This is a genomic window from Liquorilactobacillus sucicola DSM 21376 = JCM 15457 (assembly GCF_000612445.1).
In the GTDB taxonomy this organism is placed as follows: Bacteria; Bacillota; Bacilli; order Lactobacillales; family Lactobacillaceae; genus Liquorilactobacillus; species Liquorilactobacillus sucicola.
Genome location: NZ_BALC01000002.1, coordinates 106,623 through 126,709, shown reverse-complemented (window position 1 = coordinate 126,709; position 20,087 = coordinate 106,623). Strand labels below are relative to the sequence as shown.

Sequence of the window (20,087 nt, the reverse complement as noted above, 5' to 3'; positions counted from 1 at the left end):
CTCTACATCATATACCCAATATTTTAACATACTCAACAAATAGTAGGGTAATTTCAAAAAACTGCTTTAAAAAAATAAGGCAGAAACGTTGAAAAAAAAAAATTTGTTAAAGTATAGTTAGCAATTAACTAAATAGAATTGAGAGAGAAAATTATACTAAGCGGAGGAAAGATTAGTGTTAGAAATGTATTTGTTTATCAACCCAATAGGTAGCGACTGCTATCATTCGGAGCAGAACATACTAAGACTAGTAGATCAGTTAGATGTCGAGGTTAGGTTTAGTTTTATTCCATTTCTGAATTTGCAGACAGTGAGCTCAGTTATGCAGACAAAAAATATTCCTCTAAATGATTTGCAAGCACGCAATCAGATTTTTAATAATATCTATCAAGCATCACTTGATTACAAAGCAGCGTCCTTTCAAGGAAAACGATGTGGACGTAATTATTTGTTGAACCTGCAGGAACAGATTGTTGATTTTGGAACAGAATATAACGAGGAGGTCGCTCAAAAGACTGCCCAAGCTAGCAACTTAGATTGTGATATGTTTAATGATGACCGGCATTCATCATTTACTATCAATTCTTTCAAACAGGATCAACAGATGGCAGCTGAAATGAATGTTCACGAACATCCTACCGTTGTTATTTATAATTTAGATGGTATGGATTGTGGTGTCTCATTCACTGGCTGTAGTTCCTACAAACTTTTAGAACAATTATGCACAGGGCAATTAAATGAGGAGATTATTTTAAAGCATAAAGCATCTTCAAAGAAAGGGCCCCACACCTCATTACACATTTTATAAAAAAGTTTAACGGGCCCCGCTTCAAGCAGGGCCCGTTTTTTCAGGGAGTGTGACATAAGTCGAGAAAATTTGAGTAATAACTCAAAATTACGAATATAGCGAGTATTTTGCTATGAATAATTCGAAGTTAGACTGAGAATTTTGGCTTATGGAACACGTTTATACGGAATAAGAATAAGGGCTGTGCCAAATTTAACTTTTGGCACAGCCCCTTTTTCAGGCAACGCAAAATTAGAAAATTGTGAATACTAACACAAAATTACGAACGCAATAAGTGCTTTGCTATGCGTAACTCGCGGGAGCTGGAAAATTTGGACCTATGAAACATGTTTATCCAAAATAAGTAGAAGTGGGAGTTGAAGTCAACTTTGGAGATATTCCTTATTTTGATCTGCCCCTCTCTTAGAGCCCACCATATAGACAGCAATTCTTAACTATCCATTGTAAATACAGTTTGTATTTCTATACGCTTTCGCTCTTACTACTTTCATTTTTAGAACTAAACTGTTTCTTAGTGTATATTAGCTCAACTTAGTTATCAATTTTTCCAGCTCATCCAGTCTTTTTTCAAAAAGTCCAAAGGCTGATTCAAGATAAGTCGTCTCAGTCATATCTACCCCTGCTTTTTTGACAATTTCAATTGGAAAATCTGAACTTCCGGCGCTCAAAAAGTTGAGGTAATCATTGGGCCCCTCAGTTAAAATCTTCTGTGCCAAGGCAGACGCTGCCGCAAAGCCAGTTGCGTATTGATATACATAAAAGTTGTAGTAAAAATGCGGGATGCGCTCCCATTCATAAGCTATCTCAGAATCATTAAAAATGTCTGGTCCATAATATCGTTTATTCAAATCGGCATAAAAAGCATTCATTTCTTTTGCAGTTAACGGTTTTTGCTCAGCATCTTGTTCATGAATCCACTGTTCAAACTCTGCAAATTGTGTCTGCCGAAAGATCGTTCCCTTAAAACCATCCAGATAATGGTTGAGAATATACGCTTTGACATGTGGATCTTCCGTATGTTCAAGCAGGTATTGTGTTAGCAAGTTTTCGTTCGTAGTTGATGCGATTTCAGCAACAAAAATTGAATAATCACTATAATGATAGTCTTGAGAGGTGTTACTGGCATAAGTATGCATGCTATGCCCCATCTCGTGAATCAACGTAAAGAGACTTTCAAGATTATTCTGCCAGTTCAAAAGAATGTATGGTGCAGTATCATACATACCGGAAGAGTATGCACCACTGCGTTTCCCCTTGTTTTCAACAACATCGATCCATCTATTTTCAAATGCTTCTTTTACTCTTGCAGTGTAATCATTACCCAAAACGCTTAAAGCTTTTAGAACTATCTCTTGTGAGTCTTTATAACTATATGTCCTAGCTGGAATTTTGGTTACTGGTGTATACAGATCATACATATGAACTTCATTTATTTTTAAGATTTTTTTCCTCAATGAAACATATCTGTGTAGCAAAGGCAGGTGATGATTTACCTGTTCTACCAATGTTTTATATACGGAAACAGGTATGTTATTTCTCGTCAGGGCTGCACTACGGGCATCGGGATAACAACGCTTTTGTGCCAAATAATTATGTGTGTGCACATGTGCTGCAAGGGATAACGCAAAAGTATTTTGAAACTGTTGATACACTTGGTACATTTCCGTAAAAGCAGCTCGTCGGACACTTCGTTGTGGAGATTCTAATAATCTACCATAGTTTCCGTGTGACAACTGAATTAAATTATTTTTGGCATCGCGTACTTCAGGAAACTTCAAATCAGAATTATTCAAAACACCAAAGATGTTTTCTGGAGTTGAAAAAATGTCTGCAGCTCCGGCCAACAATTCTTCTTCCTTTGCAGATAAAAAATGTTTCCTTTGCGCTGTTATTTTGGCAATTAGATGTTTATATGCTAACAACTCGGTGTTTTGGTTGAAGTATCCTTTTAACTTTTCTATCGGCAGTTCCAAGAGTTCTGGTTCAAACCATGAAACTCCCGCTCCTACTTTTGCATATAATTGGCGTGCTCTGGCAATAAATCCTTGATAATATTTGTTGCCTGTATCTTGATCATTTTTTAAATTAGCATATACAAAAGCTTTTTCCATCCGACGTTCAAGTTGCAAAATTGCCTCTAAAGAATCTAAAAATGCAGTTGAACCTTTTGATAAAGATCCTTGTCGGTTCTCAACATTAGCGATTTGACCTTCAATCTCTTCTAATTCTTTTTCAAATTCTTTGTCATTTTTAAAAATCAAGGTCAGATCCCATGTCAGTTTACTGGGGATTTCTTCACGCAGTGGTAGTTTTATACTTTCTTTCTTCATTCTTTTCCTCCTTTAATCGACGTAAGTCTACCTTATCCAGAGTATAGCCTATTATAAATTATAATGTCAGTTTTTTTAATCTGCTGCTTTATCTATCAGCTGTACCTCTTCTTGAAATCTTAGCACTATTTGCTTCTTAAACTTACTTTTATTGATAAAGGGAACTTGAAATAAGTAATTATCAAGTTCAAAACTCTGTGCATCCACCCTATCTCGTTTCAAGCCGAATATTTTCCTTTGCTGTAGCAAAGTCTCTGTTCGCCAATAAAACTCCTTACGATAAAACAGTGGCACCTCATATTTTTTCTGCAAAATCAAGGGTGTCAACCTTTGCAGACTAATGCGTTCTTGGTAAGCATGTTCCTGCAGTTTTCTGAACATACCCGCAGAGTAATGCATTTTCTTCAAGAAAAGTCTTTTTTGTTTGAATCGTTCTTCCACTGTTAGTTGATAATACTCGATCTGATGGTCTTGCAACATAAATTTTTTTAATGCTATAACACTTTCAGTGTAAAAATGATAGCAGCGCAAAGGTAAGAAATCTGCTTGCTGAATCCCATAAACCAATTCAAATCTTGATCTAACTGTATCAAAGTACAACAGATAGAAGCCAAGCTTTTTTGACCATTGCATGAATTGACTTATTTGCTGTGTTAGTGTTTTTTTGATTTTATAGCGTTGCCCTAGTATCCAGCAAAATTTTAGTTCCTTGCTACAGTATCCTTCTGACCGTTCAGACAACTTTTTTAAACTTAGTGGTGCACACTGAAATTCAAGTGCAATCGACTTTTTATTCTTATATTGAACTAAAACATCTGGCCTTTGATTCAGCATTTGTATGTGTTTCTCCAGAACACCAGCGTAACCTGCATTTTTAAAAGCCGCCAATATTTTATTTTTTCCAAGAAGATGTTCAGGTGTTTCTCCTTCTGAGAATATCTGACACATTCCTTTTTTATGTGCAAAATGACTAATCTTAAAATTTCCTTTTTTTAAAATTACCTCTGTCTCGCACCCTGGACACCAATAATGTTCACCATGTTTAGCATCAGCTGCAAAAACTGACTTACCATTTGTTCTCGCTATTAACATCTGCATCACCCTTAAACAGATACGCAAACTATTCTTACTTTTGCTACCTCGCAAACCATTTACTAAAAAAACTCTAAACCAGCGAAGTAATCTGGTTTAGAGTCGTCAATCATTATTTACCTTTAAGGGTTTCTACTGTCTTCTATTATTTGAAATAATAACGGGCCAATTCAAGTGCTGAACTGCTTAATAACTTTTTACCCCGTTCTTGTAAGACATCAGCTGAAATGCCTGCACGTCTTCCGTATTCAACAACCAATGATAAAGTATCTTTGATTTGATTATCGCTAGCTTGACCAACAAAGAAAACCAAATCAAGATAGTACACACTATCTAGTAAATACAACGTTGAAGCAATTTCCTCGTTATGCAAAATCTTCGCAGCTTGCACGAAATTTTCAAAATCATCAAATTCAACTACAACGTGCCTTTGTTTAACAGTCTTATCCTTTAAATATTCCGAAACTCCGTCGCCGTCATTTTCAAGTGCCTTTTTCTTATTCTTGGACTTAGAAGTAGATAACTCTTGCCGGATATATTCAGAAACATCTTCATTAGCACCAAGAAAAGAAAACTCTTCTCCTTCATTATTGCCGTTATTAGCTTGATCGCCCTTTGTTTCTTTAGGATCAACTTTACTAATGAATAGCTCAAGACCATTTTTATTTGGAAGCAACTGGAAGGTCACAGCATCATTTTCACGAAACTCATGATCAACGTCAACTTCCTCTAAAATACTGTAAAAGAAACTTTCAATCTCCTTATGGTTCCCAAGTAGGTCAAGGACAGTAATACCGCGTTCAGTTAAATCTTCGGTTTCAAGTAACACACGAATTGTGTTATCATTGATTTTTTCCATCTCCATCTAGGTCACCCACCTTTCCAGTATACCCTCTCGCTTAATGATAACTAAAAATAAGAAATTGTAAAGCACTTTATCTTAAAAAAAAGTAAAATACAGAGGCTGGGACGAATATGGTCTCAGCCTCTGTATCACTCATAAAAATAACTATTCAGAAAATCTCCAACCCACAGAAAACTCGCAACTAGAACCCTGCTAGTTTCTGGGCACGCTGCAGTTCAAGTGCTCGAACTTCACGTGGCAAGAATCTTCTTATTTCATCTTCATTATAGCCGACCTGTAATCTTTTTTCATCCAAAATAATCGGTCTGCGTAACAAGCCAGGATTCTTTTGAACAAGATTAAACAGCTCTTGCAAAGGCATATCATTCAAATCGATGTTCAACTTTTGGTACGCTTTTGAACGTTTAGATATAATTTCCTCTGTTCCATTTTCTGTCATTTGTAAGATTTGCTTAATTTCATTAATGCTCAGCGGTTCAGAAAAAATATTGCGCTCTTTAAAAGAAATATCATGTTCTTTTAACCATGCACGCGCTTTACGACAAGAAGTGCAACTTGGTGAAGTATATAGAGTAACCATATTTTTTCGCTCCTTTTCTCTTTAAAACATGCTAATCATAATTAATATCGCCCACAAGTTTATTATACTACTTCCGTCAAAAAATTAATACCTTTTTTTCTAAAAAAAAGCAAACAAATTAGCAAAATTTATTCATTATAGTACGTTAAAACCTACAAATCCTTTAGTTTAACAACCTTTCTTTGCCAAATATGCTTGAATTACAAACATCACTTTATTCCATAGTTATAATAACCATAAATTATGAATTATGGATTATAGTAAAATTTCTTTGAGAAAGCGGTAACTAAAGGATTAACAGGCAAACGAGAAAAGCGTTTACAGTATATATATATAAATTTAGATTAACGTCAGCTGAATTAACATTCTTTTTAACACTGCACAATCTTGCCGATTTCTGCTAATTCAACTTTAACTTGTTTTGATGCCGCCATTTGTGCTTTATCAAGCAACAAGGAAAAATCAACTTTTTGCGGTAAGTGTGTCAGAATAAGTTTCTTTACTCCTGCCTCCTTTGCAATTTTCCCCGACTCAGTAGAAGTCATGTGCCACTTTGGTTCCTTCTTGCCATCACTATAATTTGTGTCTGTCATTAAAACATCCGCGCCGCGTGCAAAAGCTGCCATTTCTGGAATATAATCTGTATCCGCTGTGAATACCAAGGTTTTACCATTATTAGTATCTTTTATTCTGACAGCATAAGCCGTCACAGGATGCTTCGTCGGCAAAAAATCAATTTCAAAGGGGCCTAATATAAGAGTTGCACTTGGATCGTATCCACGACCGACCGTTGCTTTAGCCCAAGTTAAACTTGCAAAGTGCTCTTTATCTTGCGTATGCCCATATATTGGCAAATTTGCCACCTATCTGCTCATTATTCAACTGCCAATAGTACTGCAAAACACCAATATCGGCGATGTGATCTTGATGATAATGAGAAAGCAATACCGCATTGAGCTGAAGAGGGTCAAGTTCTTTTTCTAAATTCAACAAAGCTCCACTTCCACAATCAAGCAGCAAATTATATCCATCACTCTGCAGTAAATAGCTGCTAGTTGCCTTGCCATCATAAGGATATCCTCCAAAAAAACCTAATATTGTAATCTTCATCATCATCTGCTCCTTTACTTTTTAGCATATTCTTACTAACGAAATTATAACACATGCCATAGTAAGCGTTATAATTGTACTGGAGGCGTCTTCTATGAAAACTTTGCATCTAACTTTTGGTACTAATGCTGTTATCTCGCAACTGCGCAAAAAAAACAAAAATCTTAAATTGATACAATTATATCCTGTCTCTAAAGACGAAAGCGATATTTTACTAGCTTTGTCTGCTGGGGAAACTCCCTTTCACGGTGGAATTTCTTTTAAGATACTCAGTGGAACTTTTTTAAAAAAAGCAAATTATTATTTTGTTTTTTCTTATCTTACTTTAAATAGTGACGAGCAAAAAATTTTTGTGCCTTTATTTGAACACTCAAACAACAGTAACTTTATCCTTGCACGTTCCTTAAACCACAATTTCAACTACCTTCTACTTTCGGCCTGGCCTAGTCAAAATGCCTTTCTTGCTTGGAGCAATGCCGGCCCGCTTTTATTCAATCAAAAGTATTTAAAAGATTCAAAATATCAAGCACATACAGCTGTTTATCAATCAAAAACCAATTCATTTTAATTTTTGTTTGTCACCGCAAATTATTGGTCCACAGCAAGAATAACGGTTACAATGACGTAAAGAAGCTCTCTCAAAATTTTACTTGTTAAGGAGGTATAGTGTTCATATGGATGAGACAAAGTTCGGTTTCAGCAATATTCAAAAACTGGATCCCACGATCATTGTTGAACTTCGTTATGCAACGACCAATAATTTCACGCAGCAAGTCATCTATGATTTCACAACTGCAATCGCCCGAACTGGCACAGCACAAAAACTGGTTACAGCAAGTCGCCTTCTACGAGAAAAAGGCTTTCGCATCAAAGTGTGGGATGCCTATCGTCCTGTCAGTGCTCAAAAAAGGCTTTTTGATGTTTATCCTGATCCCACTTTTGTTGCGGCGCCTAATCCTAACTTTAGCCATCAAAAGGGGGTCACTTTTGACTTAACTCTTACTGACTTAGCTGGCGGTGAAATTGAAATGCAGACTGGTTTCGATGACTTCTCAACACTCGCTTTTCGAAATAGCCCGCGTTCTGCTGAGCAAGAAAAATATTACCAAATTTTAGATCAGGCAATGACTGCTGCTGGCTTTAAGGGTTATCCTAATGAATGGTGGGATTATCGTGATACCGATAGTGACATCTACGAACCTCGCTCTGCTGATCCTAATGATTATTAAATAGCTGCTTTAATTTTGTTAATTTCAACAGAACAAGTTGAAAACTACAGCATGACTACAATTTTTTTAACTTCCACTGGCCGGAACAAACAGTTTCAAAAGCCAGTTCTACTTGGAGAATCGTATCTAATATTCAAAATTTAGGAATAGCTTGCTACTATACACACCAGATAATGAATTAATTCTGCATGGGGCTGAGTCAAAAGTAAAATTTTAACCCAGCTCCTCTATTTATTCCGTACAAATGTGTTCCATAAGTCAAAATTCCCCGTCTAACTCAAATTACTTGCTCATAGTAAAGTGCTCACAACGTACATAATTCTGCGTTAGAACTCAAACTTTACCGACTTTGTACTGCTTTTTTATTGCTAAAAAAACCGCAAGTGGCTTACATTCCACTCGCAGCTTTTCATGTTTTTAATATCTTTTTGTGTATCTTTATTTCATTACAACAACTCGGACTATATAAGCAATCATTAAGACGCAAGGTTTTTAAATGCCTATTTTACCAACCTATCCCACAATACAACTTTGCCAGCTTTTAAGGAACGCTGTACATCAATAATTCTTTGATTAGAGCTGCCCCTAAACTGGAGCGTGAGGTCCTTCTTAGGGAGTTCGAAACGCCCATCCACCAAAATATCGATTTTAGACAACAATTCCAGCTTGTCTTCCGAGTCACGCAATAACTCATCCCAGCGATAACCGGTCCATGACCAGACGTCCTTAGTATGCCCATATTCCGCATGCATCCGATCTACCAATTGCAGGCAAACCTGAGTGTTAAGAAAAGGTTCACCACCCAGCAGTGTCAAACCCTGACAGTAATCTTCACCCAGATCCTTGATAATCGTATCCTCTAGTTGCTTGGTATAGGGGGTCCCATAATGAAAGTTTTGCGCTACCTTATTGTAGCAGCCAGGACAAGCAAACTTACACCCGCTAACATATATACTGCATCTTACACCTTCTCCGTCCACAAAATTGAACGGTTTATAGTCAGCAATGTATCCTTGACTCAAATCTCTAGCGAGCCACTCTTCGGGTTTAGGATCGCGTGGTTTGCGTTCTTTTCTTACTCTACTCTGCATCTTGTCCCCCCGTTCCATCAAACATATTCTTAGCCCTCGAGGCAATTTCAACGTGGCGCCCGTGGACCATTGGACGTTGCAATGGGTTCCCTAAGTAGCCGCAAGTCCGCTTAACACAATCACAGCTCTTAGGGTCATGGTTTCCACAGTCTGGGCACTCAAAACCACGTTCTGTTGCTTTGAACTCTCCCTGGAAACCACACTTATAGCAATGATCAATTGGGGTATTCGTACCCAAATAGCCAACCTTATTGTACGCCCAATCCCATACAGCTTCTAAAGCCCTTGGGTTTTGTCGCAAATTCGGATACTCGCAGTAATGAATAAAGCCACCAGAACTATACTTAGGATATGCCATCTCAAAAGACAACTTCTCAAATGGTGACGGATGTTTACGAACATCATAGTGAAAACTATTAGTATAGTAGTCTTTAGCTGTAATATCTGCAATCTTGCCGAATTTTTTCCGATCAGCCACACAGAAACGATCTGTCAATGATTCACTAGGCGTACCGTACACACTAAAATGATAGTCATACTCATTTGACCATTTCTCACAATTATTCTTCAACTCTTTGACAATTGCCACCGTGAATTCGTGTGCCTCTTCGTCTTGTTCCCAATCTGGTCCATAAAATGAAGTACCGACCTCATACAGCCCAATATATCCTAACGAAACAGTTGCACGACGATGCTTGAAGAGTTCATCGACATTATCCTGCGAAGTAAGTCGTTGTCCAAATGCTCCATATTGATACAAAATAGGTGCATTTTGTGGAACAGCTTGCTTAACTCTATTAACTTTGAAAACAAGAGCCTCCTTGCAGATTTGCATCCGTTCATTAAAAATCTCCCAAAAAAGCTTCTTATCCCCATGTGCCTGTAAAGCAATACGTGGCAGATTGACCGTTACCACTCCAAGATTCATTCGACCAGAATTAACCTCTATTCCCTTGTCATCCTTCCAACCTTGTAAGAAACTACGGCAACCCATTGGCGCCTTGAAACTTCCCGTCAATTCTTTAATCTTATCGTACATCAAAATATCGGGATACATCCGTTTGGTAGCACATTCAACTGCTAATTGTTTAATATCGTAGTTTGGGTCGTTTGGTTTCAAGTTTAAGCCTTTTTTCAGCGTAAACACTAATTTGGGGAAAATTGCTGTTCGTTTCTCACGTCCCAATCCCTGAATTCGAATTCTTAAAATTGATCTTTGAATTTCGCGCTCGATCCAAGTTGTCCCTAAACCGAAACCTAATGTTGTGAACGGAGTCTGGCCTTGTGATGAAAACAAGGTGTTTATTTCGTATTCAAGGCCTTGCATAGCATCAAAAATATCCTTTTTCGTCCGCTTTTTAGCAAACTCCCGCCGCTTAGTTTCGTCATCAATGTAGTCATGTGCTTCTTTTAAATGTTTCTCATAATTACGCAATGCAAACGGTGCAAGCAATTCATCTACTCGATCGGCAGAGCATCCGCCGTACTGACTAGAAGCAACATTGGCAATTATCTGTGCCATCTGTGCAGTTGCCGTCTGTATTGAATGCGGACTCTCAACTTCAGCATTACCAATTTTGAAACCATTTGTCAGCATTTCCTTAAAATCTATCAAGCAACAATTGGTCATCGGGCTCCATGGAGTATAATCCAAATCATGGTAATGAATATCTCCACGCAAATGCGCCTTAGCAATGTGTTCCGGCATCATCCTCAACCCTAGCGTTTTACCGACTGTTCCTGCTGTAAGGTCGCGTTGAGTATTGAAAACATTACTGTCTTTGTTAGCATTTTCATGCACTAAGGCTGGATCTTTCTTCTGCAACCGTTGCAATCGTTTAGTTGGATCCGTTTGTTCCTGCCATTGAATGAGACGTTCCTTATGGACAGCTATGTACTTTACAGCCTCATCATGAAAACCCGCCTCATTCAAAGCGACTACAAAAGCGCGATGAATATCCTGTGTACTAGTTTCTGTTTTATCTTCAAGTTGTTTAAGAATCCCATTGATCAGTGATTGTGCCTTTTCACCCAAGTCCAACTGATCAAGTATCAATTGGAGTTTGTAAATAGCAAACGGCATCTTATACCCATCTCTTTTAATACAAAATGTCGGAATCCTAGTTAAATTCTTCGTATTCCTTTTGGTTTCTGTCGTTGCCATTTCCAATTCCCCCTGTTTGTTATTCTATTTACATTCTATTACTTACAGCATCCGAATACAACCTATTGTGTGTTCTTTTAAATCAATATCTATATATTGTGTAAAACTTACCGATCAAAAAGCCAGTCTTTATGCCACTTTTATCCCCCAAAAATTTTTTTGCCCTTTTTAATCAAATTCTTTTTTTACCTATATGTGGTGTGACTCATTCATTTCGTATTGTAGTTTCATCCAGTTGCGTTATAATTAAAACATTCTAATCAAAAAGAAGGTGAAATTAGTGACCGTAAATTTAAATGAAGTCGCACAACGTGTTAATAGCGGCTTAAACGAGCTGCTCCAGGTTGCTAACCTCGAAGCGGGGGATATCGTTGTCCTTGGTTGCAGCACAAGTGAAATTCAGGGCGAAAAGATTGGCAAACATTCGAACCTAGATATTGGAAGAACCGTCATCAAAGCCGCTCTTTCAATTTTAAAACCTCTACAATTACATCTTGCTGTTCAAGGATGCGAACATCTCAACCGTGCACTCGTAATTGAGCGTTCGGTCGCCAAGCAAAACGGTTTTGAGCGTGTTACTGTCTTCCCATCTCTTCACGCTGGAGGTGCAGCTCAAATTGCCGCCTTTGAAGCTTTTGATGAACCTGTTGAAATCGAACACGTCGTAGCACAAGCAGGTATGGATATTGGTGATACAGCGATCGGGATGCATGTTAAATTCGTGCAAATCCCCGTGCGAACATCAATCAAAGAAATAGGCAGTGCCCACACTACGTTCTTGCGCAGCCGTCCAAAACTAGTCGGTGGCGAACGTGCTCAATATGAATGGCACGCTCCAATTAATTAAAATTACACTAAAAAATAGTACCCCGTAATGGATGGTGTGCTTGAATTGACCTTCAAAAGTCAGACTTTTGAACTAACTTCTTCGAGGAAAAAGCACTGAAGTTTGCTTCCACTTACGGGATACTTTTTTATAAAAAATTGTTAGAGCTGTCAGTTATTCAAACTATGAGTGCGAGTTACGCAACCATGTCTGGTAATTCGTGTACTGTCGAATTTAAATTAAGCTAATAACTTCTGAATAAAGGTGCATTAACGACTACTAATTGTAAGGAAGGCTGATTCTCAGTTAGCCCCTTCTTTTATTAACCTATGCTATATTCATTTCTATCTAAAACTACTCCATTTTTCTTCCAACAAGGAAATAAGTTTGCTGTAATGATCTCCTTTTGCCTTGAAACTTAATGTGCGTCGTTGGTCATCTCGCTCGTCCTTAACAATTTGAATTCGTAGGTATTCTGGCGGCAGTTCATCACCAATATATTGTGCCCACTCGATCACACTAACACCGCCACCATTAAAATACTCTTCAAGCCCTAAGTCGCTACCGCCCACTCCCTCAAGCCGATAAACATCCATGTGAAAGAGCGGGATTCTTCCTTGATGATATTCCTTGATTAAATTAAAGGTTGGGCTTTTAACATTGTGTTTGATCCCCAATCCTAATGCTAAGCCTTTTGTAAAAGTCGTTTTCCCAGCTCCTAGATCACCATCAAGCAAAATGACATCATTGGGTTCAACATAAGCAGCCATTATTTGCGCGACCTGCTTTGTTTCACCAGCTGTACTGACTACAATTTTCATTCAATCACCCCTTTTATCAGCGCCAAAATCTCTGCGCACTATTATACAGCATTTTGTTTAAAAAGTGCGCAAAAAAAGATGAGTTCGCATTAAAGGTCGTCCCAAAGACATTTTAACTATCCGACAACCATGCAGCGTTTTTCCCATCTTCACTAGAAACTATCTCTCTGTCTTAATCAAGCGCCTGTAAAGCTGTAATAATTGCAACTTTGTACACATCTTCCTCATTGGCACCGCGTGACAAATCAGAAACCGGCTTGTTCAAACCCTGGAGAATCGGACCAATAGCCTCAAAATTCCCCAACCGCTGTGCAATCTTATATCCTATATTTCCTGCCTCCAACTCTGGGAAAACAAAGACGTTACTATGCCCAGCGACCTTTGATCCTGGAGCCTTATGCTGCCCAACTGAGGGAACGAATGCGGCATCAAACTGCAACTCTCCATCAATTTCTTCATCTGGCGCCAATTCTTGTGCGATTTTAGTTGCCTCTGCAACTTTTTTTACCTCATCTGATTTAGCAGAGCCTTTTGTAGAAAAGCTGAGCATCGCCACTTTAGGATCAATATCAAAAAGACGCGCTGTTTTTGTACTTGCAACTGCAATCTCTGCCAGTTCCTGTGCATTTGGATTAATATTAATCGCACAATCAGCAAATAAATAACGCTCATTCTTTCGCGTCATTACAAAAGCTCCGCTCGTTCGACTGATGCCCGGTTTAGTTTTTATTATCTGCAAAGCTGGTCTTACAGTATCACCAGTCGGGTGTACCGCGCCTGAAACGAGTCCATCGGCAATGTCCATATAAACAAGCATCGTCCCAAAATAGTTAACATCTTTTAACATTTTTTGAGCCTGTTCTTCAGTATTCTTGCCCTTCCGTCTCGCAAGAAAAGACTTGACCATCTCCTGAAATTTTTCTATTGGATATTTCTCTGGATCAATGATAGTCACTGTTTCCGGCATCTTCCGTCCACTTTTCTTTACCGCTTCTTTAATTTCAGCTGCTTTCCCAAGGACGATTGGTTTTACTAAACCATCATTTGCCAATCTAATGGCAGCCCCAACTACTCGTTCATCGTCACCCTCTGGAAAAACAATTTTCTTATTTTGTCCCTTAATCTTAAAAATTAAACTTTCAAATAAATCCATACTTCTCGCCTCCAACATTTTTCTATGATTTAACATCAATTTTTTCTGGTAACTGCCAATCAATCGGTTCCTCACCCATAGCCTCTAATGCCGCATTAGTCTTAGAAAAAGGCTTCGACCCGAAAAACCGCGGTTGGCTGATAATGGACTGGGATGGGCAGATTGCAAAACTATGTTTTTCGTTGTGTCAATCAGCTTTATCTTGTCCTGTGCCGATCTACCCCAAAGAATAAAAACAACAGGACGCGGACGTCAGATAGTTTCTTAATTGCAGCATCCGTTAGCTGCTCCCATCCTTTGCCTCGATGTGAAAATGTCTGCCCATTTCTTACTGTCAAAACTGTGTTTAGTAAAAGTACCCCTTGCTTGGCCCACTTTTCCAAGTAACCATGATTAACAGGTTTGATTCCTAAATCACTTTGTAATTCTTTGTAAATATTTACAAGCGAAGGCGGTATTCTGACACCTGGCAATACTGAAAAGCTGCAGCCGTGAGCTTGATTCGGTCCATGATAGGGATCTTGTCCTAAAATACATACTTTAACTTCTGAAAATGGAGTCCATTCGAAAGCTTCGAATATATGATACATATCAGGATGAATAATCTGGGTTGCATATTCCCTCTTTAAAAAATCATGAAGCTTCAAATAGTATGCTTTTTCAAATTCAGGTCCTAAAACATCTTGCCAATCATTTTTAATAAGCGTTTTCATTATCGACACCTCGCTCATATTTTAACATATTTTGCTTATTCTTTTTACAATTATCTGTAATTAACGAAAAATCTTCCTTACTTAGTCAGTCGACTTACTAAAAAAATAACTTTTTCATGGTAGAATACAGGTAAATATGTGTAATTAAGTGAGGTAAACGTTATGATTCAAATTATCGCTTCGGATATGGATGGAACATTATTAAACGACAAAATGGTTATTTCCAAAGGGAATGCCGATGCTATCAAACGTGCCCAAAAAGTGGGTGTGAAATTCATCGTTTCTACTGGAAGAGGGTACACTGAGATTAAACCACTCATTGAGGATGCGGGAATCAATTGCCCTCTGATAACTTTGAACGGAGCACAAATTTTTGATGAGAATGGGCGAATTTTAAGCTCTTCCCCTATCCACGATCAACTTTCCAGCAAGATCATTCATTATTTGAAGAAGAAGAAACTCTACTTTGAAGTAGTTACTTCGCGGGGAATATTCTCAGATAATAAAGCAAAACGCATTGAGAACTTTGCCGAGCTTCTAACTAATGTAAGCCCAGAAACACCTTATAAACTTGCAGTTACTATGGCCGCCGCACGAATGGAGTTAATGAATATTAACTACATTGATAACTATCAAAAACTGATTGATGATGATCATATCAGTATTTTTAAAATCGTTGCATTCAGTAATGAGGGACACAAAGTCTTGGATCCGATCAAAGAGGAAATCCAGCAATATGAAAATTTGATAGTCACCTCTTCTTCAAGTTCTAATATCGAAATAAATCATATTAATGCACAAAAGGGTTCCGCATTGCAAGCTTATGCCGATAAACTTAACGTTCCAATGGATAATGTTATGGCTATCGGGGACAATAATAATGATATTTCGATGCTTAAAGTTGCCGGTATCAGCTACGCCATGGGAAACGCAATTACAGAAGTTAAACAGCTTGCCGCACGGCTAACAGCATCTAATACCGAAGATGGTGTAGGAAAAGCAATTGATGAACTTTTAAACGAAGACTGAGCGTTATATATTCATTGATAGGCCATTAGTTTGAAGGAGGGATCAGATTGCGTAAGCTATACGTCCGTAAGGGACGACTTGCAGAACAAGGTGCTTCAACGATAAGCGATAAAAACAGGAAGAAACTTTACTTGATTGTTGGTAAGTGGGGGCGTCACCAGGACGTCCTTTCGGTTTATGCAATCTCGGGAGCTCTTTTAGCTGAAATCAAGCAACATGGCTTTGGGCTTTTACCTCATTTTGATCTATTCAAAGATAACAAACGAGTCGGGTCTTTGAGGCGCTATCATTTCGGAAGAAAAGATATTCTGATCGTCCGAGGACTAAACTGGTTCATTGTTGGTGATTTATATACTTCTCACTATCGTATATTTCATGGTCGGCGTACTATCATGACACTGCAAGAGGTGACCCTCCCGTTTGAAAACGGGGATTACCTTGAGCTTACAATTGATAACGAAGAAGATGAGGCTTTGTGTGTGTGTATTGTCGCTATTCTAGATCACCTTCTTCGCTCCATTTCGAAAAAACACGCTCATCTGTATAATCTGCGCGTAAAATATGATTAATCTTTGTTTGGAAAGAAAGGAAATATTATCTTGTTAATTCGAACAGCTCAAAAAAAGGATGCAGCACAAATTGTTCCATTATTCAAAATTATTCTTCATGAAATGGAGCTTCCAGCACTGAAGATAATACCTGAGAAGAAATTGGATCAGCTTATCCAGTATGCATTCGAATCTGATGACTTGCGCTTTAACATTGGAAAGACGCTCGTTGCTGAAATAGATGGCAAAGTTGCAGGATTTGCTTTTGGCTATTCTGACGAACTTGAAGAAAAGGTCAACAATGTCTGGCAAAAAGCTGTCTCCTTGAGTGATCTTCCTGAAAGCACAGAGCTTTTTTCGGATGATGAAACTTTACCTAACGAATGGTACTTAGATTCAATAGCTGTTTCACCCGCCTTTCAAGGAAAAGGTGTTGGAACAAAGTTACTAAATTCGTTACCAGAAGTGGCATCGAAAAGTGGTAATACATGTATCGGCTTGAGTGTCGATTTTGCAAATCCTCTTGCCGAAAAACTCTATCGGCGTGTTGGTTATCAAAAAGTAGCAACAACTGTTATCAGCCAGCATCAGTATCATCATATGCAACTGAAAATTTAGCAGTCTTTATTAATTGAACCAAATGGGGCTAGGTCAAAAGTTATTTTGACCTAGCCCCATTTGGTTCAAGCTGAAATATATGAGTTAACATTTTTCAATCGTCAAATCAGGTCTATTTCGTAATTCAAAGTTGACAAGCAAAATGAATGTTAAAGAAGTTAACCATAATTCTTCAATGTTCGCTGTATTTGCCGTTCCTGATCTTTTCGTTTAATCGTTTCACGTTTATCATAAGCACGTTTGCCCTTACCTATTCCGAGTAAGACCTTAGCAAACCCACCCTTTAAATAAACCTTCAATGGAACAAGCGTAATTCCCTTATTGCTTGATTCGTTCATAAGACGCTGTATCTGCTTCTTATGCAACAACAACTTTCGGTTTCGCAAGGGATCATGATTAAATTGATTGCCTTGATCATAAGGGGAAATATGGACATTCATCAACCAAACTTCTCCATTGCGAACCTGAGCAAATCCATCTTTTAAGTTAATTCGCCGATTACGGATTGACTTAATCTCAGTTCCCGTTAAAACAACACCTGCTTCAATAGTATCTATAATCGAATAATCATGGCTAGCTTTCCTATTTTGAGCTAACGGTCGCTCATTATGCTTTCCCTTGGTCAATTATAAACACCTCCTGCATTTACTGCTCACGTATTATTTATGTCGTTTAAGCTTATCCTTAAAGGGACGATTTCCATGAAATTTTTTATAGCTATTGTTATGATTTGTTGACTTGCCATATCTCTTGTTACCACGTGTCTGTTTTTTTCCATTACGCTCACGGCTAAAACCGCCATTGTTCTTTAACAAATCAGTTTTAGGTGTGTTCTCTGGATTCAAAAGCGTAAAATCAATCTCTTTTTGATCAACATTAACATTGATAACTTTGACCCGAATAGGCTGTCCAATTCGATACGTCCGTTTTGTATGGCGACCGACCAAAGCATCTGCTTCTCAAGGTACTCGTAATAGTCGTCTTTCATCTCACTGATGTGAATCAAGCCTTCGACCGTATTCTGCAAAGATACAAACATGCCGAACTTAGTAACGGAACTAACTACCGCTTCAAATTCTTCACCTACATGATCAGCCATGTACTCTGCTTTCTTCATTGCGTCAGTGTCACGTTCAGCGTCAATAGCTCGTCGTTCCATCTGTGAACTGTGTGTTGCAATTTCTGGGATCTCATCTTTGTACTTTTCTTTAGACTCAGCAGTGATTCCATTTTCTTCGTAAAAACGGATCAAACGGTGAACCAGCAAGTCTGGATAACGTCGAATCGGAGAAGTAAAGTGTGTATAGTCATCAGCTCCCAGTCCAAAGTGTCCTAAAGGCTGATCCGCATACTTAGCTTGTTGCATTGAACGTAGCAGCATAGTAGACACCATTGCTTCTTCTGGTTTTCCTGCAGCCTTCTTTAAGATATTCTGCAGCATTTTAGGTTTGACATCACTACTTTTACCCGCAGCTTCAATTCCCAATCCTGACAAAGCTTCAAAGAAAGAGAGCATCTTTTCGGCCTTGGGTTTCTCGTGAATACGATAGATAAATGGAACTTCCAAATTATTAAAATGAGCGGCTACTGTTTCATTAGCGGCTAACATAAACGATTCAACGATACGCTCGCTTATTCCACGCTCCCGTAATTGGATATCAATCGGATGACCTTTCTCATCAACGATAATCTTCGCTTCCGTATCTTCAAATTCAATTGCGCCACGGCGTTTACGCATTTTTAGTAGAATTTTATGCAATTCTCCCATGGTCTGGAACATAGGAACCAAGTTAGCATAACGTTTCATTGTCTTTTCATCATGCGATTCCAATATCTTATTGATGGCAACATAAGTCATGCGCTCTGTTGTTTTGATCACACTTGGAAAAATACGATGCTTAACGACCTGCCCTGTTGGATCAATTTCCATCTCACAACTCATTGCCAATCTTTCAACACGTGGATTTAACGAGCAAATACCATTTGATAACTTATGTGGCAGCATCGGAATGACACGATCCGTTAAATAAACAGAAGTCCCACGTTCATATGCCTCGGCATTCAATGCAGTCCCTGGAACCACATAATGCGAAACATCAGCGATATGAACACCAAGATGATAATTTCCATTATCAAGCTTCCAAGCAGTTACAGCATCGTCAAGATCCTTAGATTCAATGCTATCTATCGTAACAAGATCTTGAGCAGTTAAATCTTTTCGTCCCACCTTTTCTGCTTCTGTAACATGATCAGGAATATTCGCTACTTCCTCCATCACGTCGTCTGGAAACTTGGTTGGAATATCGTGCTGATAAACGACCTGCAAGATATCCATTCCTGGATCGTTAACATTTCCAATAACTTTCTTAACTACACCTTTCAAGATACCTGGCAGATGAGCATCAGGATAAGCCGTAATATCTGCTAAAACAACTTCACCCGGTACTGGTTTAAGCCCCTTGTCTTCTACTAGAAAACGGTAATTCGCTAATTTACGATCTTTTAATTTTATTTTTCCAATAATTCCTTGTGGATAGTTTTCAGCTTCATCAACCTGAAACTCTCCGACAACCTGTTCTAATGAGTGATGTGCTATCCCAGTTATTTTCCCCTCTGGGCCTCTGCCTGTTACTTTATCAGCAGGGTGGAGCATCACCAATTCAACCTCGTCTCCATTCAAAGCGGACAAAGTTTGGGTGGGATTAATAAAGAAATCAGGAGTTTCCGGATCTACAGTCACAAATCCATAGCCATGATCATTGGCATGAAAGACACCCTCTAAAACAGGTAAACTGTCATCCTTAGCAATTGTGAAGGTTCCATTTTGATTTAAAGTAACTACTTTGTCATGTTCTAGTTGTGCAAGTGCTTGAACCACAAACTTAAATTTCCCAGCATTTGTCATCTTAATTGATTCGGCCAATTCTTGGACTGTAAAAGCTTGATCTGGTGTTTCTTTTAAAATCTCTAATAAGCTATCTTTAATTTTATTTTTTTCCATCTATTCCTCATCCGATCGATTGATTGATTAATGACTTAAGCGTAACACATTTCAGCTGATAACTGCACAAAAACAAATAAAAGACCCCCTAATTATATCCGCAGGAGGT

16 protein-coding genes and 3 pseudogenes are annotated in these 20,087 nt (G+C 38.3%); 7 read left to right on the top strand and 12 right to left on the bottom strand.

Annotated elements, in window-relative coordinates; translation table 11 throughout:
- Window positions 1-184: 184 nt before the first annotated feature.
- The gene (locus JCM15457_RS03820) at window positions 185-808 is read left to right on the top strand and encodes a DsbA family protein (protein WP_235725587.1); all 624 of its coding nucleotides are present in this window, start codon (window positions 185-187) and stop codon (window positions 806-808) included.
- Window positions 809-1,329: 521 nt separating this feature from the next.
- Here the strand turns inward: JCM15457_RS03820 and pepF are convergent.
- From pepF to JCM15457_RS03795, 5 genes and pseudogenes are all read right to left on the bottom strand, one after another.
- Window positions 1,330-3,138 carry an oligoendopeptidase F gene (gene pepF, locus JCM15457_RS03815; protein WP_034987800.1) on the bottom strand — a complete coding sequence of 603 codons (1,809 nt, stop codon included), beginning with the start codon at window positions 3,136-3,138 and terminating at the stop codon, window positions 1,330-1,332.
- Between the two features lie 75 nt (window positions 3,139-3,213).
- Window positions 3,214-4,230 carry a competence protein CoiA gene (locus tag JCM15457_RS03810; protein WP_051993278.1) on the bottom strand — a complete coding sequence of 339 codons (1,017 nt, stop codon included), beginning with the start codon at window positions 4,228-4,230 and terminating at the stop codon, window positions 3,214-3,216.
- 145 nt (window positions 4,231-4,375) lie between these two features.
- On the bottom strand, window positions 4,376-5,095 hold the full coding sequence (locus JCM15457_RS03805) for an adaptor protein MecA (protein WP_034987797.1): 720 nt from the start codon (window positions 5,093-5,095) through the stop codon (window positions 4,376-4,378).
- Between the two features lie 181 nt (window positions 5,096-5,276).
- A complete protein-coding gene (gene spxA / locus JCM15457_RS03800) occupies window positions 5,277-5,675 on the bottom strand; it encodes a transcriptional regulator SpxA (protein ID WP_034987794.1) in 399 nt (132 codons plus the stop codon).
- Window positions 5,676-6,046: 371 nt separating this feature from the next.
- Window positions 6,047-6,785, bottom strand: a pseudogene (locus JCM15457_RS03795) (MBL fold metallo-hydrolase).
- A 94-nt stretch (window positions 6,786-6,879) separates the two neighbouring features.
- On the opposite strand from JCM15457_RS03795, the gene JCM15457_RS03790 reads away from it, so the two are divergent.
- Complete coding sequence (locus tag JCM15457_RS03790) at window positions 6,880-7,353, top strand: hypothetical protein (protein ID WP_034987791.1); 474 nt, start codon at window positions 6,880-6,882, stop codon at window positions 7,351-7,353.
- 106 nt (window positions 7,354-7,459) lie between these two features.
- Window positions 7,460-8,014 (top strand): M15 family metallopeptidase, encoded by a 555-nt coding sequence (locus JCM15457_RS03785; protein WP_034987788.1) that lies wholly within the window; start codon window positions 7,460-7,462, stop codon window positions 8,012-8,014.
- Window positions 8,015-8,514: 500 nt separating this feature from the next.
- On the opposite strand, the gene nrdG is transcribed toward JCM15457_RS03785, so the two are convergent.
- Together nrdG and nrdD are read right to left on the bottom strand one after the other, a co-directional pair.
- Window positions 8,515-9,105: an anaerobic ribonucleoside-triphosphate reductase activating protein gene (gene nrdG / locus JCM15457_RS03780; protein WP_034987785.1), complete on the bottom strand. Its 591-nt coding sequence runs from the start codon at window positions 9,103-9,105 to the stop codon at window positions 8,515-8,517.
- A complete protein-coding gene (gene nrdD / locus JCM15457_RS03775) occupies window positions 9,095-11,269 on the bottom strand; it encodes an anaerobic ribonucleoside-triphosphate reductase (RefSeq protein ID WP_034987782.1) in 2,175 nt (724 codons plus the stop codon). The genes nrdG and nrdD overlap by 11 nt, the downstream gene beginning before the upstream one ends.
- Before the next feature lie 280 nt (window positions 11,270-11,549).
- Here nrdD and JCM15457_RS03770 point away from each other — a divergent pair, with 280 nt between their 5' ends.
- The gene (locus tag JCM15457_RS03770; RefSeq protein ID WP_034987779.1) at window positions 11,550-12,116 is read left to right on the top strand and encodes a TIGR01440 family protein; all 567 of its coding nucleotides are present in this window, start codon (window positions 11,550-11,552) and stop codon (window positions 12,114-12,116) included.
- A 323-nt stretch (window positions 12,117-12,439) separates the two neighbouring features.
- On the opposite strand, the gene tsaE is transcribed toward JCM15457_RS03770, so the two are convergent.
- The 3 genes and pseudogenes from tsaE to JCM15457_RS03755 all read right to left on the bottom strand — a co-directional run bounded on the left by tsaE (window position 12,440) and on the right by JCM15457_RS03755 (window position 14,782).
- On the bottom strand, window positions 12,440-12,916 hold the full coding sequence (gene tsaE / locus JCM15457_RS03765; protein ID WP_034987777.1) for a tRNA (adenosine(37)-N6)-threonylcarbamoyltransferase complex ATPase subunit type 1 TsaE: 477 nt from the start codon (window positions 12,914-12,916) through the stop codon (window positions 12,440-12,442).
- Window positions 12,917-13,088: 172 nt separating this feature from the next.
- On the bottom strand, window positions 13,089-14,069 hold the full coding sequence (pta, locus tag JCM15457_RS03760; protein ID WP_034987775.1) for a phosphate acetyltransferase: 981 nt from the start codon (window positions 14,067-14,069) through the stop codon (window positions 13,089-13,091).
- Between the two features lie 22 nt (window positions 14,070-14,091).
- Window positions 14,092-14,782, bottom strand: a pseudogene (locus JCM15457_RS03755) (uracil-DNA glycosylase).
- 162 nt (window positions 14,783-14,944) lie between these two features.
- Between JCM15457_RS03755 and JCM15457_RS03750 the strand changes: the two are divergent.
- From JCM15457_RS03750 to JCM15457_RS03740, 3 genes are read left to right on the top strand one after another with little or no spacing between them, the layout of a single operon-like run.
- Window positions 14,945-15,811, top strand: a complete 867-nt coding sequence (locus tag JCM15457_RS03750; RefSeq protein ID WP_034987773.1) for a Cof-type HAD-IIB family hydrolase — start codon at window positions 14,945-14,947, stop codon at window positions 15,809-15,811.
- A gap of 47 nt (window positions 15,812-15,858) precedes the next feature.
- Window positions 15,859-16,380, top strand: a complete 522-nt coding sequence (locus JCM15457_RS03745; protein ID WP_034987772.1) for an LURP-one-related/scramblase family protein — start codon at window positions 15,859-15,861, stop codon at window positions 16,378-16,380.
- Between the two features lie 30 nt (window positions 16,381-16,410).
- Window positions 16,411-16,977 carry a GNAT family N-acetyltransferase gene (locus JCM15457_RS03740; RefSeq protein ID WP_034987769.1) on the top strand — a complete coding sequence of 189 codons (567 nt, stop codon included), beginning with the start codon at window positions 16,411-16,413 and terminating at the stop codon, window positions 16,975-16,977.
- Window positions 16,978-17,135: 158 nt separating this feature from the next.
- On the opposite strand, the gene smpB is transcribed toward JCM15457_RS03740, so the two are convergent.
- Together smpB and rnr are read right to left on the bottom strand one after the other, a co-directional pair.
- Window positions 17,136-17,603, bottom strand: coding sequence for an SsrA-binding protein SmpB (gene smpB, locus JCM15457_RS03735; protein WP_034987768.1), 468 nt, complete (start codon window positions 17,601-17,603; stop codon window positions 17,136-17,138).
- A 33-nt stretch (window positions 17,604-17,636) separates the two neighbouring features.
- Window positions 17,637-19,978: pseudogene (gene rnr, locus JCM15457_RS03730) on the bottom strand (ribonuclease R).
- Window positions 19,979-20,087: the final 109 nt, after the last annotated feature.